The 18,220-nt window shown below is 52.6% G+C and carries 14 protein-coding genes; 2 read left to right on the top strand and 12 right to left on the bottom strand.

Annotation, left to right across the window (positions count from 1 at the left end):
* Window positions 1-18: 18 nt before the first annotated feature.
* Window positions 19-1,461 carry a UbiD family decarboxylase domain-containing protein gene (locus J0X21_RS14015; RefSeq protein WP_206812813.1) on the bottom strand — a complete coding sequence of 481 codons (1,443 nt, stop codon included), beginning with the start codon at window positions 1,459-1,461 and terminating at the stop codon, window positions 19-21.
* Between the two features lie 134 nt (window positions 1,462-1,595).
* Here J0X21_RS14015 and J0X21_RS14010 point away from each other — a divergent pair, with 134 nt between their 5' ends.
* Window positions 1,596-2,531: a LysR family transcriptional regulator gene (locus J0X21_RS14010; protein ID WP_206812812.1), complete on the top strand. Its 936-nt coding sequence runs from the start codon at window positions 1,596-1,598 to the stop codon at window positions 2,529-2,531.
* Window positions 2,532-2,645: 114 nt separating this feature from the next.
* Here the strand turns inward: J0X21_RS14010 and J0X21_RS14005 are convergent, their stop codons facing one another.
* From J0X21_RS14005 to J0X21_RS13965, 9 genes are all read right to left on the bottom strand, one after another.
* Window positions 2,646-3,122: a (2Fe-2S)-binding protein gene (locus J0X21_RS14005; protein WP_206812811.1), complete on the bottom strand. Its 477-nt coding sequence runs from the start codon at window positions 3,120-3,122 to the stop codon at window positions 2,646-2,648.
* Window positions 3,115-3,987: an FAD binding domain-containing protein gene (locus tag J0X21_RS14000; RefSeq protein WP_206812810.1), complete on the bottom strand. Its 873-nt coding sequence runs from the start codon at window positions 3,985-3,987 to the stop codon at window positions 3,115-3,117. The genes J0X21_RS14005 and J0X21_RS14000 overlap by 8 nt, the downstream gene beginning before the upstream one ends.
* Window positions 3,977-6,457, bottom strand: coding sequence for a xanthine dehydrogenase family protein molybdopterin-binding subunit (locus J0X21_RS13995; protein WP_206812809.1), 2,481 nt, complete (start codon window positions 6,455-6,457; stop codon window positions 3,977-3,979). The genes J0X21_RS14000 and J0X21_RS13995 overlap by 11 nt, the downstream gene beginning before the upstream one ends.
* Before the next feature lie 290 nt (window positions 6,458-6,747).
* Window positions 6,748-7,965, bottom strand: coding sequence for a CaiB/BaiF CoA transferase family protein (locus J0X21_RS13990; RefSeq protein ID WP_206812808.1), 1,218 nt, complete (start codon window positions 7,963-7,965; stop codon window positions 6,748-6,750).
* Window positions 7,966-7,977: 12 nt separating this feature from the next.
* Window positions 7,978-9,240, bottom strand: a complete 1,263-nt coding sequence (locus J0X21_RS13985; protein ID WP_206812807.1) for a CaiB/BaiF CoA transferase family protein — start codon at window positions 9,238-9,240, stop codon at window positions 7,978-7,980.
* A 126-nt stretch (window positions 9,241-9,366) separates the two neighbouring features.
* Window positions 9,367-10,908, bottom strand: a complete 1,542-nt coding sequence (locus J0X21_RS13980; protein WP_206812806.1) for a UbiD family decarboxylase — start codon at window positions 10,906-10,908, stop codon at window positions 9,367-9,369.
* Between the two features lie 103 nt (window positions 10,909-11,011).
* On the bottom strand, window positions 11,012-11,878 hold the full coding sequence (gene sucD / locus J0X21_RS13975) for a succinate--CoA ligase subunit alpha (protein WP_206812805.1): 867 nt from the start codon (window positions 11,876-11,878) through the stop codon (window positions 11,012-11,014).
* Window positions 11,879-11,892: 14 nt separating this feature from the next.
* On the bottom strand, window positions 11,893-13,005 hold the full coding sequence (gene sucC, locus J0X21_RS13970) for an ADP-forming succinate--CoA ligase subunit beta (protein ID WP_206812804.1): 1,113 nt from the start codon (window positions 13,003-13,005) through the stop codon (window positions 11,893-11,895).
* Window positions 13,006-13,295: 290 nt separating this feature from the next.
* Entirely contained in the window at window positions 13,296-14,798 is a 1,503-nt protein-coding gene (locus tag J0X21_RS13965) for a DUF438 domain-containing protein (protein ID WP_328812970.1), read from the bottom strand.
* Between the two features lie 153 nt (window positions 14,799-14,951).
* On the opposite strand from J0X21_RS13965, the gene J0X21_RS13960 reads away from it, so the two are divergent.
* Window positions 14,952-15,245 (top strand): hypothetical protein, encoded by a 294-nt coding sequence (locus J0X21_RS13960; RefSeq protein WP_206812802.1) that lies wholly within the window; start codon window positions 14,952-14,954, stop codon window positions 15,243-15,245.
* An 823-nt stretch (window positions 15,246-16,068) separates the two neighbouring features.
* Here J0X21_RS13960 and J0X21_RS13955 read toward each other — a convergent pair.
* The gene (locus J0X21_RS13955) at window positions 16,069-17,076 is read right to left on the bottom strand and encodes an acyl-CoA dehydratase activase (RefSeq protein ID WP_206812801.1); all 1,008 of its coding nucleotides are present in this window, start codon (window positions 17,074-17,076) and stop codon (window positions 16,069-16,071) included.
* A 76-nt stretch (window positions 17,077-17,152) separates the two neighbouring features.
* Window positions 17,153-18,217, bottom strand: a complete 1,065-nt coding sequence (locus tag J0X21_RS13950; protein WP_206812800.1) for an acyl-CoA dehydratase activase-related protein — start codon at window positions 18,215-18,217, stop codon at window positions 17,153-17,155.
* Window positions 18,218-18,220: the final 3 nt, after the last annotated feature.

Here is an 18,220-nt window from a genome sequence, read left to right as displayed (position 1 = left end):
TCTGCACTTACGCAGCCTTTACCAATTCCACTTAGAGGATACTGAAATTCCTTTTAACATCTCCATCAGAGCCGGCAAGTTGCGTTCCCGGTCCTCCGGCGAGGATACCCCCACGATCGGGAACGGCTCATAGGGCCTGGTGGCATCGATGATCAGTCCCCCGACCTGCTGGGCTCTTCCCGAGTAATACCCCTTGGCTGCCGTATCATTGGGATTGGTCATGGTGTTGACAATCTGCACACTCTGACGGGCATCCACCCTGGTCACGATAGCAAAGAAGATTTCCCCCAGGTCATAAGGGTTAAGGTCTTCATCGACCAGAATAACGTGTTTCACCCGGTCCGAACCCAGTTGATAGAGGGATAAGGCAATATTGGACGTTTCCGCCGGGGAACTGGGTTTAATTGAAACGATCAACGTCTGAATGAATGGAACAAAAACACTTTTGACACCGGGAAAACGGTGCTTCAGAACCTCATAGGCATCTGCGGCATAAGTAAGGTTGGGGATGATATGGTCTTTGGGAATGACTCCCTCCAAGATAGGACGCGAACGCATATTAATAGCGGAAAGCTTAAAGACATTCATCTGGGAGGCCGGTGCGTAAAAACGCCAGGCATCACACCATTGACCGACTTCGGCCATTTCGTTTATATCGATTTCACCTTCTAAAACCACTTCGGCATCCGCCGGGATTAAAAAGTCTTTGCCCCAGGTAGAGGATTCCGTTACCCGCAGTGGCTCCCCGGTTGCAGCATTCACAATGCCGCTGATGCCGTTGTATTCATCGAACTCGAGGGAATAGCTGGTACTGGCTGCTGCATAAAATGCCGGGTGATGGCCAAGGACAGCGATAGCCGGCATGTTCTTTCCTAATTTCTTATAAGCCTGATAGTAGTTGTAAATATGACGCGGCGGGTAGAAGCGTACGGCAGTGCGTTTGGAATCAAGGCATTGCCCGCGGTGCCATGAAAAATTATACCGTCCGGTCTCCGGATCGCGTACTCCCCAAATAGGAGTTAACCATCCAGGCCTCGAATCATAGATTGCGTTGCGCCAGATCGGAAGAATATCTAATTTGGCGTTATCCCCTGTTAAAACCACTTCTTTAACAGGAGCCGCCCCGGTGGAGATTTCCAGCGGGGGAATCGGGTTTTGTTTCCCTTCATAATGCTTTAGCACCACATCAAACGGGGTTGACTTACTGATATCGAGGCCGTAAAGAAGGCCGACCCTGCGAAAGTTGGACATGTTGACGTTGGTAAAATATCCCGGCCAACGTGACCCGTCCCAAGCTTTCACATTGTCAAAAACCACCCACGGGAACCGGTTTTTTTCCGCTAATAGTTCCTGCCAAGCCGCATGATCGCACTCCTTGGGATCAATGGCTACGTTCGCCCGGACGACCTCTTCGGGGTAATGTTCCTCTAGAAAATCCAAACAACCTTTAACATCCCGCAAGGGAATCACCTCCGAAAAAAATTACGATTTTTACATTTTTATCCTAACAAATAAAAAGGATTTTGGATAATTCTGAATAATTATATAAATATAGATTTCTTTCTATGTTTTAGATGATTTCTGAGGGAGGGGCTATGAATATCTATCAGTTTCGAGTCTTCTGTTCCGTCATAGAAAATAAAAGTTTCACCCGCACAGCCCAGGATTACTGGCTGAGCCAGCCTACAGTGAGCGCCCATATCAAAGCTTTGGAAGATCATTTCCAAGTTCGGCTTCTAAAACGGGGACGCAAAGGAATCGAAGCAACGGAGGCCGGATTGCTCGTCTATCAAGCGGCTAAAAAAATAATCCAGGAACTTACTAACCTGGACTTAGGGCTTACGGAATTAAAACAGCATATTTATGTCAAACCCGGGACTACCATAACCGTAGGGGCCAGTTCCACCCCCGCCAGTTACCTGCTTCCACCGATAATCATGCATTTTACCAAGACTTATCCCTCAATCAGATTTTCGATTCAGGCCAATACTGCCAGTCAGATTATCCGCTTTCTGAAAGAAGGTTCGATCGACCTCGGCTTTGCCCAATGGGAGGAAATTGCCGAAGAAGTCAGCAAAGAAGTGATCGATACCAAAGACTTGGTTGTCGAATTCCTTCACCGGGAAAACTTAGTGCTCGTAGCTTCCACCCAAAATAAAGCCAAAATCCCGGTTCTGAAAGGAGGAAATGTCCTTGTTCCCTCCGACTTGATGTACTTACCTTTAATTTTGCCGCCTCCAACCAGCCCATTAAGAAAGAATATCAATAGGCAGCTGCGCGATTACCCACTCCATATTGTGATGGATCTGGGACCTGCCGAGGCTCTAAAAAAAGCCCTTTCTACTTTTTGCGGAGCATCGATTTTAAGCGAAATCAGCGTCAGGGAAGACATACAGCGCGGAGAACTTTTTCCTATCACCCTGGAAGGGTTTAGCTTATACACACAATTCGCCTTATTGCGGTACAGGCACCGCGCTGTCCCCGCCATCACGAAAGAATTCGTTTCTTATATGGAAGGTCGGCTGAAGTAAGTTAAAGTATTAATAATACGCACCGTGTGCGCATACATAAATAGGACTTTGTAAGGCAAAAGAAAAGACGGCGAATTATCAGAAATGATTCTACCGTCCTATAAAAAGCGTGCCCTATCCCTGCCCGTGCATCCGCTCAGCGGCGGTCTGCACGGCCTTGACAATCCGGACATATCCGGTGCAGCGGCATAGATTCCCGGAAAGGGCGTGGCGGATCTCTTCTTCATCAGGGCTCGGGTTTAGATCAAGCAAGGCTTTGGCTGAGAGCACCATTCCCGGAGTACAGTAGCCGCATTGTACAGCTCCTTCTTCCACAAAGGCCTCTTGCAGCGGGTGCAGCTGCCCCTTCTGCTCCAGTCCTTCGATGGTTATGATCTCATGCCCTTCCGCTCTGGCCGCAAGCACCAGGCAGGAATTGACCGGCTGGCCGTCCATGAGAACGGTGCAGGCGCCGCAATCCCCTTCATCACACCCTTTTTTGGTCCCTTTTAGCCCCAGGTGGTCCCGCAGTACCTCAAGCAGGGTCTTCCCTTCCTCACAGACCACCCGCCGGTCATGCCCGTTCACATGCAATATCAATGTCTTATTCATGCGCATTCCTCCCTGCGGCGCTTTCAATGAGAGCGAGACCGCACCTTTTCACGAGCACTTCGGCCATCTCCCGGCGATACTCAGCCGAAGCGCGTTGGTCATCGAGCGGACGGGATAAAGCTGCAGCCGAACGGCCGGCTTGTTCAAGCATTTCACTGGTCCATTCTTTCCCTTCCAAATAAGAAGCTGTTTCCGGAAGCAACAGGGGCGTGGGAGCAACCGCCCCTAAAGCCAGCTTAACGTCCTGCCAGTGACCTTGTACCCGTCGCGCCGATAAGGCGGCAGCACAGATGGAAATCTCCAGTGCCTGACGCCGGCCGAGTTTGAGGTAGACCGAGGCTGTTCCCGCTAAAGGTTCGGGAACGGTGATGGCTTCAATGATTTCCCCATGCCTAATGGAAGTCTTGCCCGGGCCTAGGAAGAAATCAGGCAGCGACATCTGACGTACCCCGGATGAATTTCTTACAATGACTTGAGCGCCCAGCGCCAAGAGGGCGGAAGCCGAGTCTGCAGCCGGTGAAGCATTGGCGAGATTGCCAACCACTGTTCCAAGATTGCGGATCTGGGGTGAGCCTACCAGGGCACAAGCTTGAGCTAATGCCGGGAACTTTTCTTTGACAATCGGGCTCTGAGCTACCCGGACATGGGTCACTAAAGCCCCGATAGATAATCCTGTCCCTTCTTCATATGACAGGCAGTACAGGGACGGGATCCGGTGAAGGGATAGAATGGCCTCAGGCCATATCAGCCCTCGTTTTATTTTAAGGAGCAGGTCCGTACCCCCCGCCAATATAGGCACATCGGCTGCTGCCAGAAAGTCCAGCGCTTCGTCTATAGTCGAAGGTTCGAGCAGCTTAAATCTCATGCCTGTCACCCGCTTTCTCCCCGGCCTGTCCTTTCTCCCCGGCCTGTCCTTTCTCTTCCCCACGTTCCCGGCCAACCTTCCGTGTTCGCTTCTCATCCAATGCCTTTTTAACTTTTTCGGCTGTTATGGGCAAATCGAAAATCCTGACTCCCGCCGCATGATAAATGGCGTTGGCGATAGCCGGGGCGGTGGCCGCGATGCCCTGCTCCCCGATCGCCTTAGAACCGAACGGACCCGGTCCGGGTGAACCCTCCAGCAGATAACTATTAACGCTGGGCGCATCCGGAGCGGTTGCCATTTTATAATCCGCCAGACTTTGCACCTGCGGGCGGCCGTTGACCCGCGGCAGTTCTTCATTGAGGGCAAAACCCATCCCTTGCACGACTGCTCCTTCAACCTGGGCCTGGACTGCTGCGGGATTCAAAGCCTGCCCGATATCATTCACCGCAGTCACCCTCAAAACCCTCACCTGACCGGTATCCGTGTCTACCAGCACTTCCGCAACCTGGGCTGAAAAACAAGTGCTCTCCCCTTTTTCGGCTGCATAACCCCCCCGGCCCAGAATAATGTTCTTGCTTCGCCCGGACCCGGCCATAATCTGGGCCATCGTGCCGGAATTTCCTTGGGGGCTTTTGAACAATCCATGGTCATAGGACAATTCACCTTGGGTACATCCAAACTGTGCACAAGCCAGCTCCCTGACCTGATTCAGGGCATCCTGTGCCGCCAGTCTCACCGCCTGTCCCGTGACGTGCGTAACCCTGCTCGAGCCGCTCCCGTTATCATACGGGGCCATGCCGGTGTTCCCGCCCCGAAAGCTGATCTTGGCTAACGGAAGCCCCAGCTCCTGCGCGGCGATATGCCGCAGGATGGTCTGGCTCCCGGTGCCGGGGTCCGTTGCCCCGCTGATTACCGTTGCACTGCCGTCCGTATGGATTGCCACCACGGCCGCAGAGCCTCCCAGTCCTGTCGCGCGTTCCGTCAAGGCCATCCCGATACCATATTGATATGTCCCGAGGGACGTTTTCCAATTCGCTTCTGGTAATTTGTTCTTACCGGAAATATACTCAATTTCTCTATGATCGCTGGATATTGCGGGAGGAACCGTCGTTTCCTGTCCTTTCTGTCCTTTCTGTCCTTTTTCTTCTTTCTCCCCCCTATTTTTCGTCCTACCCCATTCCGAACGTTCCACGGCTAAGTCCAAGGTTTCCAACGCATTGATTCCCGCCCACTTGAGCCCGCTCGGGGACAGTTCCCCCGGACGCAGGACATTAAGCCGGCGGAATTCATACGGGTCCAGGCCAACTGCTTCTGCCAGCAAATCGGTATGGGATTCAACGGCAAAGAATACCTGCGGATCCCCGGGAGCGCGGCAGTGCCCCGCCGGAACGGAATTGGTGTAGACCGCATAGCCGTCGATCAGGGTATGGGGAATGCGGTAGGCCCCGAGGGCGCGGCGCAGGCCGCCCACCAAGGGATGGGAATTGGCCCCGGCATAAGCCCCGCTCTCAAACACCACTGTGGCCTGCCGCGCCAGCAGCCGCCCATCGTGCTTCAACCCGCTTTTAAGGGTAATCACCGTCGCATGGCGCGGGTTTGCCGCCAGCAATTCCTCCCGGGCTGTCATCACCATCTGCACCGGCCGGCCGCTGGCTTTGCTTAAATAATAGCAGACAGGTTCATCCATCACTGCTCCTTTCCCGCCGAAATCTCCCCCGATGAAACCATAGTTTACCTCGATATCGGTTACAGGAAGGCCTAGTACCTTCGCCAGCTCACCCCGCAGCTGAAAGGGGGCTTTGTTATTCGTCCATACCCTGACCCCTTTGTCCCTCCCGGTCTGCACCAGGGTGAAATGCGGCTCCAGGTAGCCCTGGTGCACAGTTTGGGTGCGGAAAGTATGCTCGAGAATTATATTCGCTTCGGCCATCCCTTCCTCAACGTCCCCAATTCCGTAACGGGCGTGGTCGCCGATATTCATCATTTCCAGCCCGGGTATTTTCTCCAGAACCCGGTTATGGCGATAGTTGCGGCGTTCGGGATGCAGCACCTGCGCCCCTTCCCGCATGGCTGCCAGCGGATCTGCCAGCACCGGGAGTTCCTCATATTCCACTGTAATCAGGGACAAAGCCTCAAGAGCAGTGTCCTCATCCACGGCCGCCACCGCCGCCACCTTTTCCCCCGCGAATAAAACCCTGCCCCGGGCCAGCACCGGCTGATCAGCCACCCCATTGCCGAAGCGCACGTTGGGGATATCATCGGCGGTAATCACCGCATGAACCCCCCGCAGCTGACGGGCCTTAACCGTATCGATCCTGACAATTCTGGCATGCGGATAAGGACTGCGCAGCACCTTGCCTTCAAGATGCTGCGGCAGCTCAAAATCGGCGGCGAACACCGCTTCCCCGGTCACTTTCTCCCAAGTTTCCCTGCGTATTAAAGTAGCACCGTTTCTCATCTCAGCACTCAAATCTTCGCCCCCTCTTTACTAAATTCACTCTCCAGGATAACGCAGACTAAATATGCTCAAAGTGTTTAAGAAATAGAAATTTCTTAGTTAAGAAAACGTAACTCGAATTAGAAAACAGCCTTCCCATAGCGCTCACAAAATAGCACTTAGAAGGAAGGCTTGTTAAAATAAACTTCATTTTGTAACAAAACTAAATATTAACCTAACCACATATACGACATAGGCTACACACCTGACTCCTGAATTCTGACTCCTGAATTCTGAGCTAATATTTTACTCCAAGGTGGGTCCTACGCAATAACCTTACGTTCCACCAACCCCTGGAACCGCTCCTTGGACATCCCCATAATCTCGCAGAAAAACTCCTCATTGTGCTCGCCCAAGAGCGGGCTCGGCCGGTCGATGAGCGCCGGAGTCTCAGACAGCTCAAACGGCGGCCCCTGGAAATGGAAAATCCCCATCTCCGCATGTTCCAGCCCGCGCCAGATGTTACGGTGGGCATACTGCGGGTCGGAATAGACATCCCGGATGCGGTTGACCGCCCCGGCACGCAAACCCGCGTCCTGAGCCTTAGCCATTAGTTCTTCCGGGGTATACTGTGCCGTCCAGAACGCCATCTTCGCATCTAGCTCATCCTCATGCTGCTTGCGTCCGAGCAGGGTGTCAAATTTTGCGTCCGCAGCCCAGACCGGATTGCCCATGAGCACGCGCAGCTTCTGCCATTCCTCATCGGAAAAAACGCTGAGGGCGCACCAGCGGTCCTCTCCTTGACAGGGATACACCCCGTGAGGTGCGGCATAATCACAGCGGTTGCCCGCGCGCTCCCACACCCGGCCGTTCGCATTGTATTCCAATATAATCGGGCCCAGGAACTGCAGCCCGTTTTCATACTGGGCTAAATCGATATATTGCCCTTCTCCGGTACGCCGCCGGTGATCCAGGGCTGCCAGAACCGCTATCACCCCGTAGCCCACCCCGATAAAATCAATATACGGACCAAAGAGCAGGGAAAGCGGTCCATCCGGGAATCCAGTCAAATAGGTAAAACCGGACAAAGAAGTGAGCTGGGAGCCAAAGCCCGGGTGGCTGGCATGCGGGCCGTCCGCGCCCTGGTTGCAGGTGCTGAGCATCACTAAACCGGGGTTTATTCGGCTGAGTTCCTTATAGCCGAGCCCCAAGCGGTCCATGGTTCCCGGCGTAAAATTCTCGATCACCACATCAGCCCAGGCTACGACTTCTTTGGCTAAGTCAATTCCGCCCGGGGCCTTGAGATCAATCGTAATATCGTATTTATTGTTATTGCACACCGCAAAGGTACCGGAGCGGTTCACTCCGGGAATGTTTCCAGCAAACGGGGGGTACTGGACGCGAAAGCCGTCCGGCCTCCCGCCGGATTCGATGTGCACAACGGTAGCCCCAAAGTCAGCCAGATGCTTGCCGGTGACCGGCCCTGCGGCATAGGCGGCAAATTCCGCGACTTTAAGTCCGGCTAAAGCCTGTCTGTTCATCCTTCTCCCCCCTTAGATTACGCCGCTCTCTTTCAGTCGTACCAGTTCAGCTGAACTCAATCCCAGTTCTTCTCTATACACTTCCTGATTGTGCTCGCCAATGAGCGGGGCCCGCCTTCTGATCCCGCACGGGGCGCCCGAAAACTTGCCGAACCCTCCGGGATAAGTGATCTTAACCCCTAACTCCGGATGCTCGATTTCCTGCCAGAAGCTGCGGGCTTTAAGCTGCGGGTCAGTGACAATATCGGCGGCTGTGGCCACGGGATAACCCAGCATTCTCCGTTTAATCGCATTTTCAAAAAATTCCGCTTTGGTTTTGGTCGCCAGGAAAGCGGCAATGGGCTTCTCGATTTCATCGATTTCCTCCTGGGTGACCGTGGCAATGTTAAATGTATCCCATACTTTATCCAGCAGAAACTGGGGCGCCATGTTATCTTCTTGCATCCAGGCGACCAAAGCCTTGTTGGTGGCGCGCCCCGCTACCCCGCCATACACAATGAAGTTGATATACCCGTCGCGGCAGGGATAAATGGCCCGCATTTTGGCTCCGGTGGTGCTGCGCCCGGTAATAAATTCTCCGTCCCGGGTCAAATCCTTCTCCAGGACATCCCAGTTAGCCTGGGCCGGAGTCACCGCCCACAGGCAGCTGGCTTGCCCGGATAAATCCACATGCTGGCCCCGTCCGCTTACCCCCCGGTAATAGTTGGCAATCAAGGCTCCCATGGCGGCGCTCATTCCCGCCCACATATAAGACTGAGGCACAGCCACCCGCACCGGAGGACGATCCGGGCTGCCAAACAAGGTTAAAAGCCCACTCGCGGCCATGATTTCCAAATCGGAAGCCCGGTAGTTGCTGTAGGGACCGCTCAGGCCGAAGGGGGTAATGGATACTAAGATTAGTCCCGGGTTAAGCTGGTGCAGTTTCCCGTATCCCAGCCCGATTTCCTCGAGATAACCCGGCGGAAATCCCTCAATGATAAAATCAGCCTTTTCGGCCAGGCGCAAAAACAAATCCCTCCCGGAAGGCACTGTAATATCTAAGGTAATGCCGCGTTTATTATTGTTATAGGTCCACCATGTCAGGCTCTTTTCCGGGTGCGGGATATCATGGTAAAACGGCCCAATGTTGCGCCCCGGATCTCCCCCCGGCTTCTCTACTTTGATTACATCGGCTCCCAGGTCGCCCATAATTTTTCCCGTCAGCCAACCAAGTTCATCCGTGAGATCAAGGACCCGGTATCCTTCCAGTAATCCCTGCTGCCCTTGGGAAGCCATAACCACCACCTCCAAGAGAATTTTAAGGAAAAAAGATTAAAGGGATATTGTTTTTCGTGATTGACGGTGGAAGCAGGGAAATCCCTGCTTCCAGTCCTTCGAATACACTCCAAATAGATTTCAGGCTTAGATGCCCTTTAAGGCCAGCCACTTGGAATACGGATTGGCGGATTCCAAAGCGCGTTTGATGTCGTCTTCCTTAAACCACTTGCTTAAGTTGACCTTATCCACCGGATATCCGGCCCGCTCATAAGCCCACTTGAATTCAAACGGAACGGTGGCATCTATGGCGATAGCACCGGAATACTTGGACTCAGAACGCACCCACTGCGCCCCGGGAGCAGCTGCACTGCGCTCTGCCGGTTGGAAGGTCTGGCCCATGCCGCCGGCAGCGATGACCTGGATATCCTTATCCGCATCAACCCGGGTAGACAGAGCCCACAGCACATCCTCCGCATTATAAATGTCGACGTCTTCATCGACCGCGATAGTTAAGCGCAGTCCTTGGGAAAGAGCGGCAGCTGCAGCCATGATATTTTTCTGCCAGCCGTCATCCCGCTTGCGGCGCTTCCTCACTTGGAAGATAACACCGCCCCAGTCTGTCATGCCCAGCGGGATATGGGTGTCGATCACGAGTCCGGGAACGATGCGCTCGGCCAATTCGAAGAAGGTGGCTTCCCGTACGGAACAGTCAATGTAGTGGTCATCATAGCTGTGGACAGCCAGCGGATAATAGATGGGCTTATCCTTGCGGTGGGTAATCCCAGTCACTTGGAACTTATAGGTACGGTAGGCTTTGCCCATGTAGCCCGACCACTCCGGATGGAAGGGATAAATCCCCTGTTTTTGGTCTTTCTCGGCCAGCGGGCTTTCCCACACGTGCTCCGTGGTGTCAAGATAGCCTTCAATGACGATTTCAGCTTGGGCAATGGAGTAAGCATCAATGGTCTTACACTTGACGATATCAATTGGGGAACCTTGCATGGCCCCGGCCACACCCAGTTCATCGCAGCCTTTGGGGAGAATGGCGTACATAAAGCCGCTGCCGGCCATCAGGGTGCAGGCGGGGGGAACGCCCATGTTAATGGTCATCGGAATGGGGCCTTTTTTATACCATTCGGTGGCAATCATATCTGTATGGGAACCCGGGGAGATTTGGAAGCTGGAGAAATCTTTATTGTCGCGGAAATTCATCCGGTTATAACTGATATGAGTGCCGCCCCAGAAGTATTTGCCGGTGACTAAGGTATTGCCGCCGCCCAAGGTCCGGCCCGGGTCACTCGGGGTGTGCTGGATCATCGGAATAATCGGCCAGACATCGATATTTTCCGTGATCACCATTTCCTGGCAAGGAGCCTCATCCACCACGCGCGGAGGAATCGGGTTATTAAGGGCATTGGCAATTTTGAACTTCATCTTGCTAATGTCATCCACGTCGAAAATCTTGGCCAATCTTTCTCCAGTGGCAAACAAGTTGGTAAACAAGCGGGCATTGGGATACCCTTTCACATTCTCAAACAGAAGGGCCGGTCCGCCTTCAAACGATTTTTGGATTCCGGTTAATTCCAATTCCGGATTAATGTCCACGTCGGAAACCAGCAGTTCTCCTTCTTCATTTTTGAGATACTCTAAGGTGCTTCTCAGACTGGTAATGTCTTTTTCAGGCATGTTTTATCCTCCCTTTGATTAAAAATTTTCTATAGAAAACTCAGCACGGTCTCTCATTGCTTCTATGGCAATGACACTAGCCAAGCTCCCAGACACAATATCATTAAAGCTTAAGCGTGCGCAGCAGTTCCGGCACCTGGAACGGAAGTTCCGCAACCAGAGCCCCGGCAGCCTTCAGGGCATTGACCTTGCTTTGGAAGGTCCCTCTGCCCCGTTCAATAATCGCCCCGGCATGGCCCATGCGCTTGCCGGGCGGCGCGTTCTTGCCTGCGATATAGGCAATGACCGGCTTACTCATGTCTTTGATGTACTCCGCAGCTTCCTCTTCGGCATTGCCGCCGATCTCTCCGATAAGAACGACAGCCTTGGACTCGGGATCCTCCTCAAAACGCTGGAGCATATCAATAAAGGACAGTCCTACCACCCGGTCGCCGCCCATCCCCACCACCGTGGACTGGCCGTAGCCGGCCTCCGTCAGATTCGCCACGATCTCATAGGTCAAGGTCCCGCTGCGGGCCACAATGCCGATAGGTCCGGGCTTAAAGTACTGGTCAGGCGGAATTCCCACTTTGCTCTTTCCCGGTGAAATAATGCCAAACGTATTGGGCCCAATCAAAACGGCTTCCCGGCGCCGGGCAAAATCCACCATTTCCATCGCGTCGTGCACCGGGATATGCTCCGTAATCGCCACCACAACCTTGATTCCCGCGTCCATCGCCTCCAGGGCGGCATCCTTGGCCAAGCGCGCCGGAACGAATAAACAGGAAACATTGGCACCCTGCTCCTGAACTGCTTCCGCCAGGGTATTGTATACCGGCACATTCTCAATCGCCTGGCCGCCTTTGCTGGGAGTCACCCCTGCGACCACCTTGGTGCCGTATGCCAGCATGCGCTTGGTGTGGAAAAGCCCCTGCTGTCCGGTAATTCCCTGAACTACAACCCGCGCTGTCTCATCCAATATCACTGCCATTCCTTCACCCCCTCTCACGCAAGCTTCGCCAGCTCAACCACCTTCATTGCCGCTTCGTTCATGGATTTATAGGCTTCAATCCCGCATTCGCGCAGAATCCGCAGCCCCTCTTCCTGATTGGTGCCCACCAAGCGGATCACGACCGGGACTTCGATCCCTTTTTCCGCTTTCACTTGGGCAAAGGCTCCTGCCACATCATCACAGCGGGTAATTCCGCCGAAGATATTGATAAAGATGGCTTTCGGCTTGCTGATCAGCAAAATTTCCAAAGCCTTGGCTGTCGCCTCTTTATTGCTCCCTCCGCCCGCATCCAGGAAATTGGCCGCCCGGCCGCCGTGGTATTGAATGGCATCAATCGTACCCATAGTAATCCCGGCCCCATTGGCCATAATCGCAATATCTCCGTCTAATTCCACATAAGCCAGTCCCAGGGCATTGGCCAGTTTTTCATTCTCAGTTTTTTCTTCAACCCTTGGCAGCTCCGGATGTTTGGCCAGGGCGGAATCATCAATCGTGATTTTGGCATCCCCGAGCACGAAATGATCCCCGCTCAAAATCAGGGGATTAATTTCCACCAGTTCCGCGTCCTTTTCCCTAAAAATTAGGAAAATACCCGTAAGAATGCGGGCAAACTCCGGGAAAAATTCCGCCTTCAGGCCCAGACGGTAGCTGATTTCCCGGGCATGATAGGGCTGGATGCCCAAATTGATGTCTACGTGTTTCTTGACGATCCGATCTTCCGGGACTTCTTCAATATCCATGCCGCCGGCTGCAGAGGCGATCACCACCGGCTTCCCGGCCCGGGCATCAATGGTCACAGCCAGGTAGTACTCCTGGTCAATCTTCAGCTTCTCTTCCATCAGCAATTGGTCAACGGCTAATCCCTGGATGCTCATGTGCAAAAGCTCAGCGGCAGCATGCTCCGCTTCCTCGGGGGTATCGACAAACTTAATCCCACCGGCCTTGCCCCGTTTGCCGGACAGAACTTGGGCCTTAACCACTGCTGGACTGCCAATGGCAGCAAACCCTTGCTTGGCCTCTGCGGCACTCTTGATCACAGTCCCTTCGGGAACCGGCAAGCCATAGGAGTTAAAAAGTTCTTTACCCATGTATTCATATAATTTCAACCTTATCCCCCCTTTCCGGTCTACCTTTTCTATAGAGCAATCTTTGTACCAATCTCATGTCTCCCGGCCTGAATAGCAGAATCCGGTACCCGAAGACACTGTTTCGCGCCTTGAATGGCGAACCATCCCCGGCAATAGAAAATAGCACCTTTCCCAAAACAGAAAGGTGCTATTCAATAGATGAAACATAATGTTTCAAATATAGAACCTAAGGTCTCATATCCCGTATTTCGATAAATAGGCTTTTCATTTTTGAGACATGAATTTATATCCCTATTGAGGCAGATTCTTTATTCCTCAGAATAAATCCTTTTTTCCCCTTCCAAGTGGCGGATTTCCTGCACATCCTGCGTCACTTCCACCACCCCCCGGTACCTGCCTTCTTGGTCCCGGACCGCGAAGTATTGGATATAGACAAACTTACCGCCTAACTGAATCCAAAAATGGGCCGCATCCCGCTTCCCGCTGCGGAAATCCTCCACGATCCTGTTCACGATATGCACGCTGTCCGGGGGATGACAGTTCTGCACCTGGCGCCCGATAATCGCCTTCGAGCGCTGGAAAATCCGTTCTTTGCCCAGGGAAAAATAACGGACGCTGTTATGTTCATCCACATAGGTAATATCTACCGGCAAATGATTAAAAATCAGGCTGATTTGTTCCGGAGTAAGCACCCCGGTCTCGAAGGCGAGAGGCTTCACTGATTCTGCTTCCGCTCCTGCATCTAAGGTTTCTCCCGCCTCTGTGCTCGGCTTTAGATAGGTTCCCGGAGCAATGGGTTCGGGAGGCACGCTGGCTGTCCAACCCTGATCCGGCTCAATCAAAGCGTAGCCGATGTCGGCACTCTGCTCGGCAACAGCAGCCCATTCCCATTCAGTTAAAGTCTCCAGGCTCATCGGAAAGAGGATATTTTCTTCCTTATAGATCATATCCTCGATCGCCTTGAGCATAGGCTGGGCCGTCCGTTCCGCTACATTGTGCAGGGCAGTCACATTGATGTCCCCGACTTCGGTTAGGGTATTTCTCACTTCTTTCAGCTGCTCCCGAATGTCATCGTGGATGGCCCACATCACCTTGGGCGGTCCGCTTACGCCATGCTTTTCCAGATAGGCAAAGAGAATGTTTTCCTTGCGGCTGTAGTGTTTTTCAATCTCGGACAACTGCCGGTGTAGTGCCTGCCATTCCTGGACAAGTATATGCATTTCATCTGCAGAGGACGCGGCCAGAACCCGTTCAAGCACCGGTTTATATTTTCCGATCAGTTCGGTGAGCGCCCCGTTTTCCTTGCGGAAGGTATGCACCGGGTGTCCGCCCTGTTCTTCCGGCCGTTCTTGTTTCTCCAGACCCTCTTGAAAGACGGCCACATGCACATCACACAAAGACTTGACCTCAGACTCCGGCAGACCCTCCTGAATAAGTTCCTGTTCCAGTTGCGCGATTTCCGTCGCCCCTACATCCGATATTAGATCACGGAACCGTTCTTTCAGTTCCTCCGGACTTTTCTGGCGGTGGATATCCCGGATAATTTCCTTTAAAGTTTCCCTGCGTGCACGCCGTTCATCCTCCACTGTGAAACCCTCTTTTTCCAAACGCTGCTTAACCTCGGTCAGAGAAAGGTCATTGCGCTCGATTCCTTCCTTAATTGTTACCTTCCGGCCTAAGGTCTTGCGCAAAAGCGCATTCCCGGCTCCGGCCAGCCCCAAGTCCGAAAAGACCTTAATCAGTTCGGGGTATTCCTCCGTTAAATTATATAAGGTCCGGTTTAAGTCAATTACTTTATTTTTTCCATTCACAGCCATCACCCGTTTTAGTATAGGCAGGGGGGTAATTCACTATGCATGAAACGGATTAAAGCAACTCGTTAAACACTAAGTTAGAATTAAAAGAAATTGTAGCACCCGCTATTATCTGGAATATACTACCAATAGAACAGGGGGGATGCAATAATGTTCTTCAATAAAAAATCTCTTAAAACTCAGCCCAACCAGCCAAATTCGGCCGGGCAAGAGCAAGTCACCGTGCCGGAAACCAATACAGCTGAACTAACTGAAGCTCCAGCAGCACCTACAAATACCACGGGCGTTTTCGGCAGAATGTTCTTCCGCAATCAAAAATTCTCTGGGCCGGAGACATCATATGAAAATGAAGCTTGGGCACCGGAAACTGAATCAGTGGGGCTCTTTCGCAAACACAGGGCCATCGTCGAGGAGCAGGCATCCTCATCTTCCGGTCCCCAATGACCCTAGGGCCCAGTTCCTTTGAACCGGGCCCCCTTCCTTTGGGATGAAATATGCTAACGCTAAGTTTATTAAAGTTGGGGGGTAAAGAATGAATCCATATTACAACTATAGCGTTTCTTCTCCCCATCTTTTCCGGAGCGCTCCCACACGCGCTTCCTACCCGCAAGCACAACCGCACCCACAACTCCAACCATACGCCGCTCCTAATACAAATCCGCTTTATTCTTCCGTTTCAAGGCGGTCGCAAGGTTGTGCTCCTCCTCTTCCCATTTCTCCTTCAAACTCTTATCCGCCGAATTATTCGACTTACACCAATCCTTACTATCATTCAATCCCTTCCACCGGTCATTTGCCTTATTATAATTCATACCCTGGGCAAGCTTTTCCCAGCACACTTCCCCACGCGCTTCCCGCTTCTTATGGCCTAACGGCTTGGCCCGCCCGCCATGCGATCCACTCTATCTCAGATAAAGGACTTGAAGCCATTCTTATTGCGATTCTCATTCTTGCCGCACTCGACCTCATCCTAGTCCGCCCACATAAAGAAAACTTACTGCAGAGGGGGAAGTAACCCCCTCTGCAGTTTAGTTGCACTTATCCAGGGGCTTACTGCCACTTCACATACTTAAAGCAGAAGCCTAGTGGCAGTTAGCCATCGGGTAAAGAAAACTTACTTCAGAGGGGCGAATAGCCCTTCTGAAGTTTAGTTGACTTATCCCTCACCAGGGTAAGAATTGGCACCAAATCGTAGATTCGGACAATTCTATACCAGGGGCTTACTGCCACTTTACATACTTAAAGCATCAATCTCTCTCCCATATTCCTACGCCCTTGCTTCCGATACCCGCTCATCATTCTTTAACGTCCCGGACCACTTACCGCAGCGGTCTCCCCAGCGGGCCAGGGTCTCTTGCTCCTGCAGGATTTCCACCACTTCACAATGGTTGGCACAGCCGTTGCAGTCAAAACTGCGGGCCTGGAAGCTGCTTTCCGCCAGCTGCAGGCCCCGGAAGCGGGTCTGCTCTTGTCCCTGCATGCTAACCCTTTCCTGGGCTAAAAAGGCTGCACCCAAAGCACCCATCACGGCGAAGTGCTCCGGCACAATGACCTCTTGGCCTAATTCCTGTTCGAAAGCTTTGCGGATACCGGGGTTAGCGGCCACTCCCCCTTGAAAGAGGATAGGCCCCTGGATGTCTTTATTCTTACCGACATTATTTAAGTAATTGCGCACCATGGCCTGGCACAGCCCGGCCAAAATATCGGGCAGGGGATGACCCAGCTGCTGCTTATGAATCATATCCGACTCGGCAAACACGGAACAGCGCCCGGCAATCCGGACGGGGTGCTCAGCCTGAACGGCCAGCGGTCCGAATTCCTCAATCTCAATACCTAAACGGGAAGCCTGTTGGTCGAGAAAAGAGCCGGTTCCGGCCGCACACACCGTATTCATGGCAAAGTCTACTACGACCCCGTCTCTGAGAATAATGATTTTGGAATCCTGCCCCCCGATTTCCAGGATGGTCTGTACTCCCGGGCGCACCCGCGACGCCGCCACCGCGTGGGCAGTGATTTCATTTTTGACCACATCTGCCCCTAAAAGGGTGGCTGCTAATTGGCGGGCACTTCCGGTGGTTCCGACCCCGATAATTTCGGCGCTCGACCCAATCTGTTCACGCAGGATTTTGATCCCTTCCTGAATCGTGTGCATGGGCCGTCCCTGGGTGCGCAGGTAAAGAGCCTGTACAACTTCGTTGTTCGAGCCCAACAGAACCAAATTTGTACTGACCGAGCCCACATCTACCCCTAGAAAATATCTATTTTGCGTAGACAAGACGACACTTCCCCTCGTTTCCGTATATTTTTCAGAATATCTTTATCTAATCTTCCTCCATGCTGACAACCGTTCCTTAGCGATTAATTTCCCCTATTGAACTCGAACTGTATCCGGACTTATTTGACAATCCGATCCTTTTGCGTTCGATCATGTCTAGAAAAGCCTCCACCCGTGTGATGACACCGGCTTCCCCGCTGTGTTCATCAAGGGTCAGCACCATATAAGGCTTATGATGGGTACGCGCCCGGCGTGCCAGCATATCCTGGGTCATGGAATCCGTACCGCAGCCAAAACAGGAAAGGTAAATGACCCCATCCACATACTGATTGATGGCGTATGAATGCCCAGCCCCCAGAAGACGCTTGCCCTGACTCCAGAAGAGGGGTTTGCGCAAATCCTTCAAATGATCTTCAATCTGGACTTGCTCCACATTTTCCATGAATACGAGCTTAGCCTTAGCCTTTAATTTGGAAAGCAAATTAAGATTGCCATAAGACTCGTATGTTAAATACGGATGCCCGATCAAGGCAATCGTCGGCAGCCGTTCTGAAGACGTCAAGTGTGAACCGCCGTACGACCCCAAGCCGGCGTCGGAAACACCCTTCCCATCCGGCTTGCCCAGGCCTTCAAAATACCTCATACTCTCTTCGAAACCCTGCCCCGAGCGCCGCATCTCTTCATACACCTGCTGATATTTCTGAGCTTTGGCAAAAGCCCTGCGGGCCTCACCTTTACTCTTGCCCAGCTGCTCACCCAACTTTTCCAGAGCCTTCTGCACCTGGGCTTTACCTTCCCGCCAGTTAATATCGACGCTGATGACCGGCAACCCTTCCGGAACGGAGGCCAGGACACTTTCCGGAAGACCCAGGATTTTCGGGCACATATAGGTCTTTTTCTCGATGCTCACCATCCGTGGCAGAAACACTGCCTCAACATCGGATGGCAGAGACGCCAGATGTCCGCTTAAAAGCTTGATTGGCAGGCAGGTTTCATCGCTTGCCTTTTTTAATCCTCTTTCCAATACTTCCCGGTTGGTCCGGGGAGATACCTTTAACTCAATCCCCAATGCTTCGAAATACCCCGCCCAAAACGGAAACGTGTCATAATAAAACATTGCCCGTGGAAACCCGATTTTCAAAGG

Source organism: Paradesulfitobacterium ferrireducens (assembly GCF_017310645.1).
Classification (GTDB): Bacteria; Bacillota; Desulfitobacteriia; order Desulfitobacteriales; family Desulfitobacteriaceae; genus Paradesulfitobacterium; species Paradesulfitobacterium ferrireducens.
The sequence above is the reverse complement of the archived record's forward strand: the minus strand, read 5'-3'. Positions and strand labels throughout refer to the sequence as shown.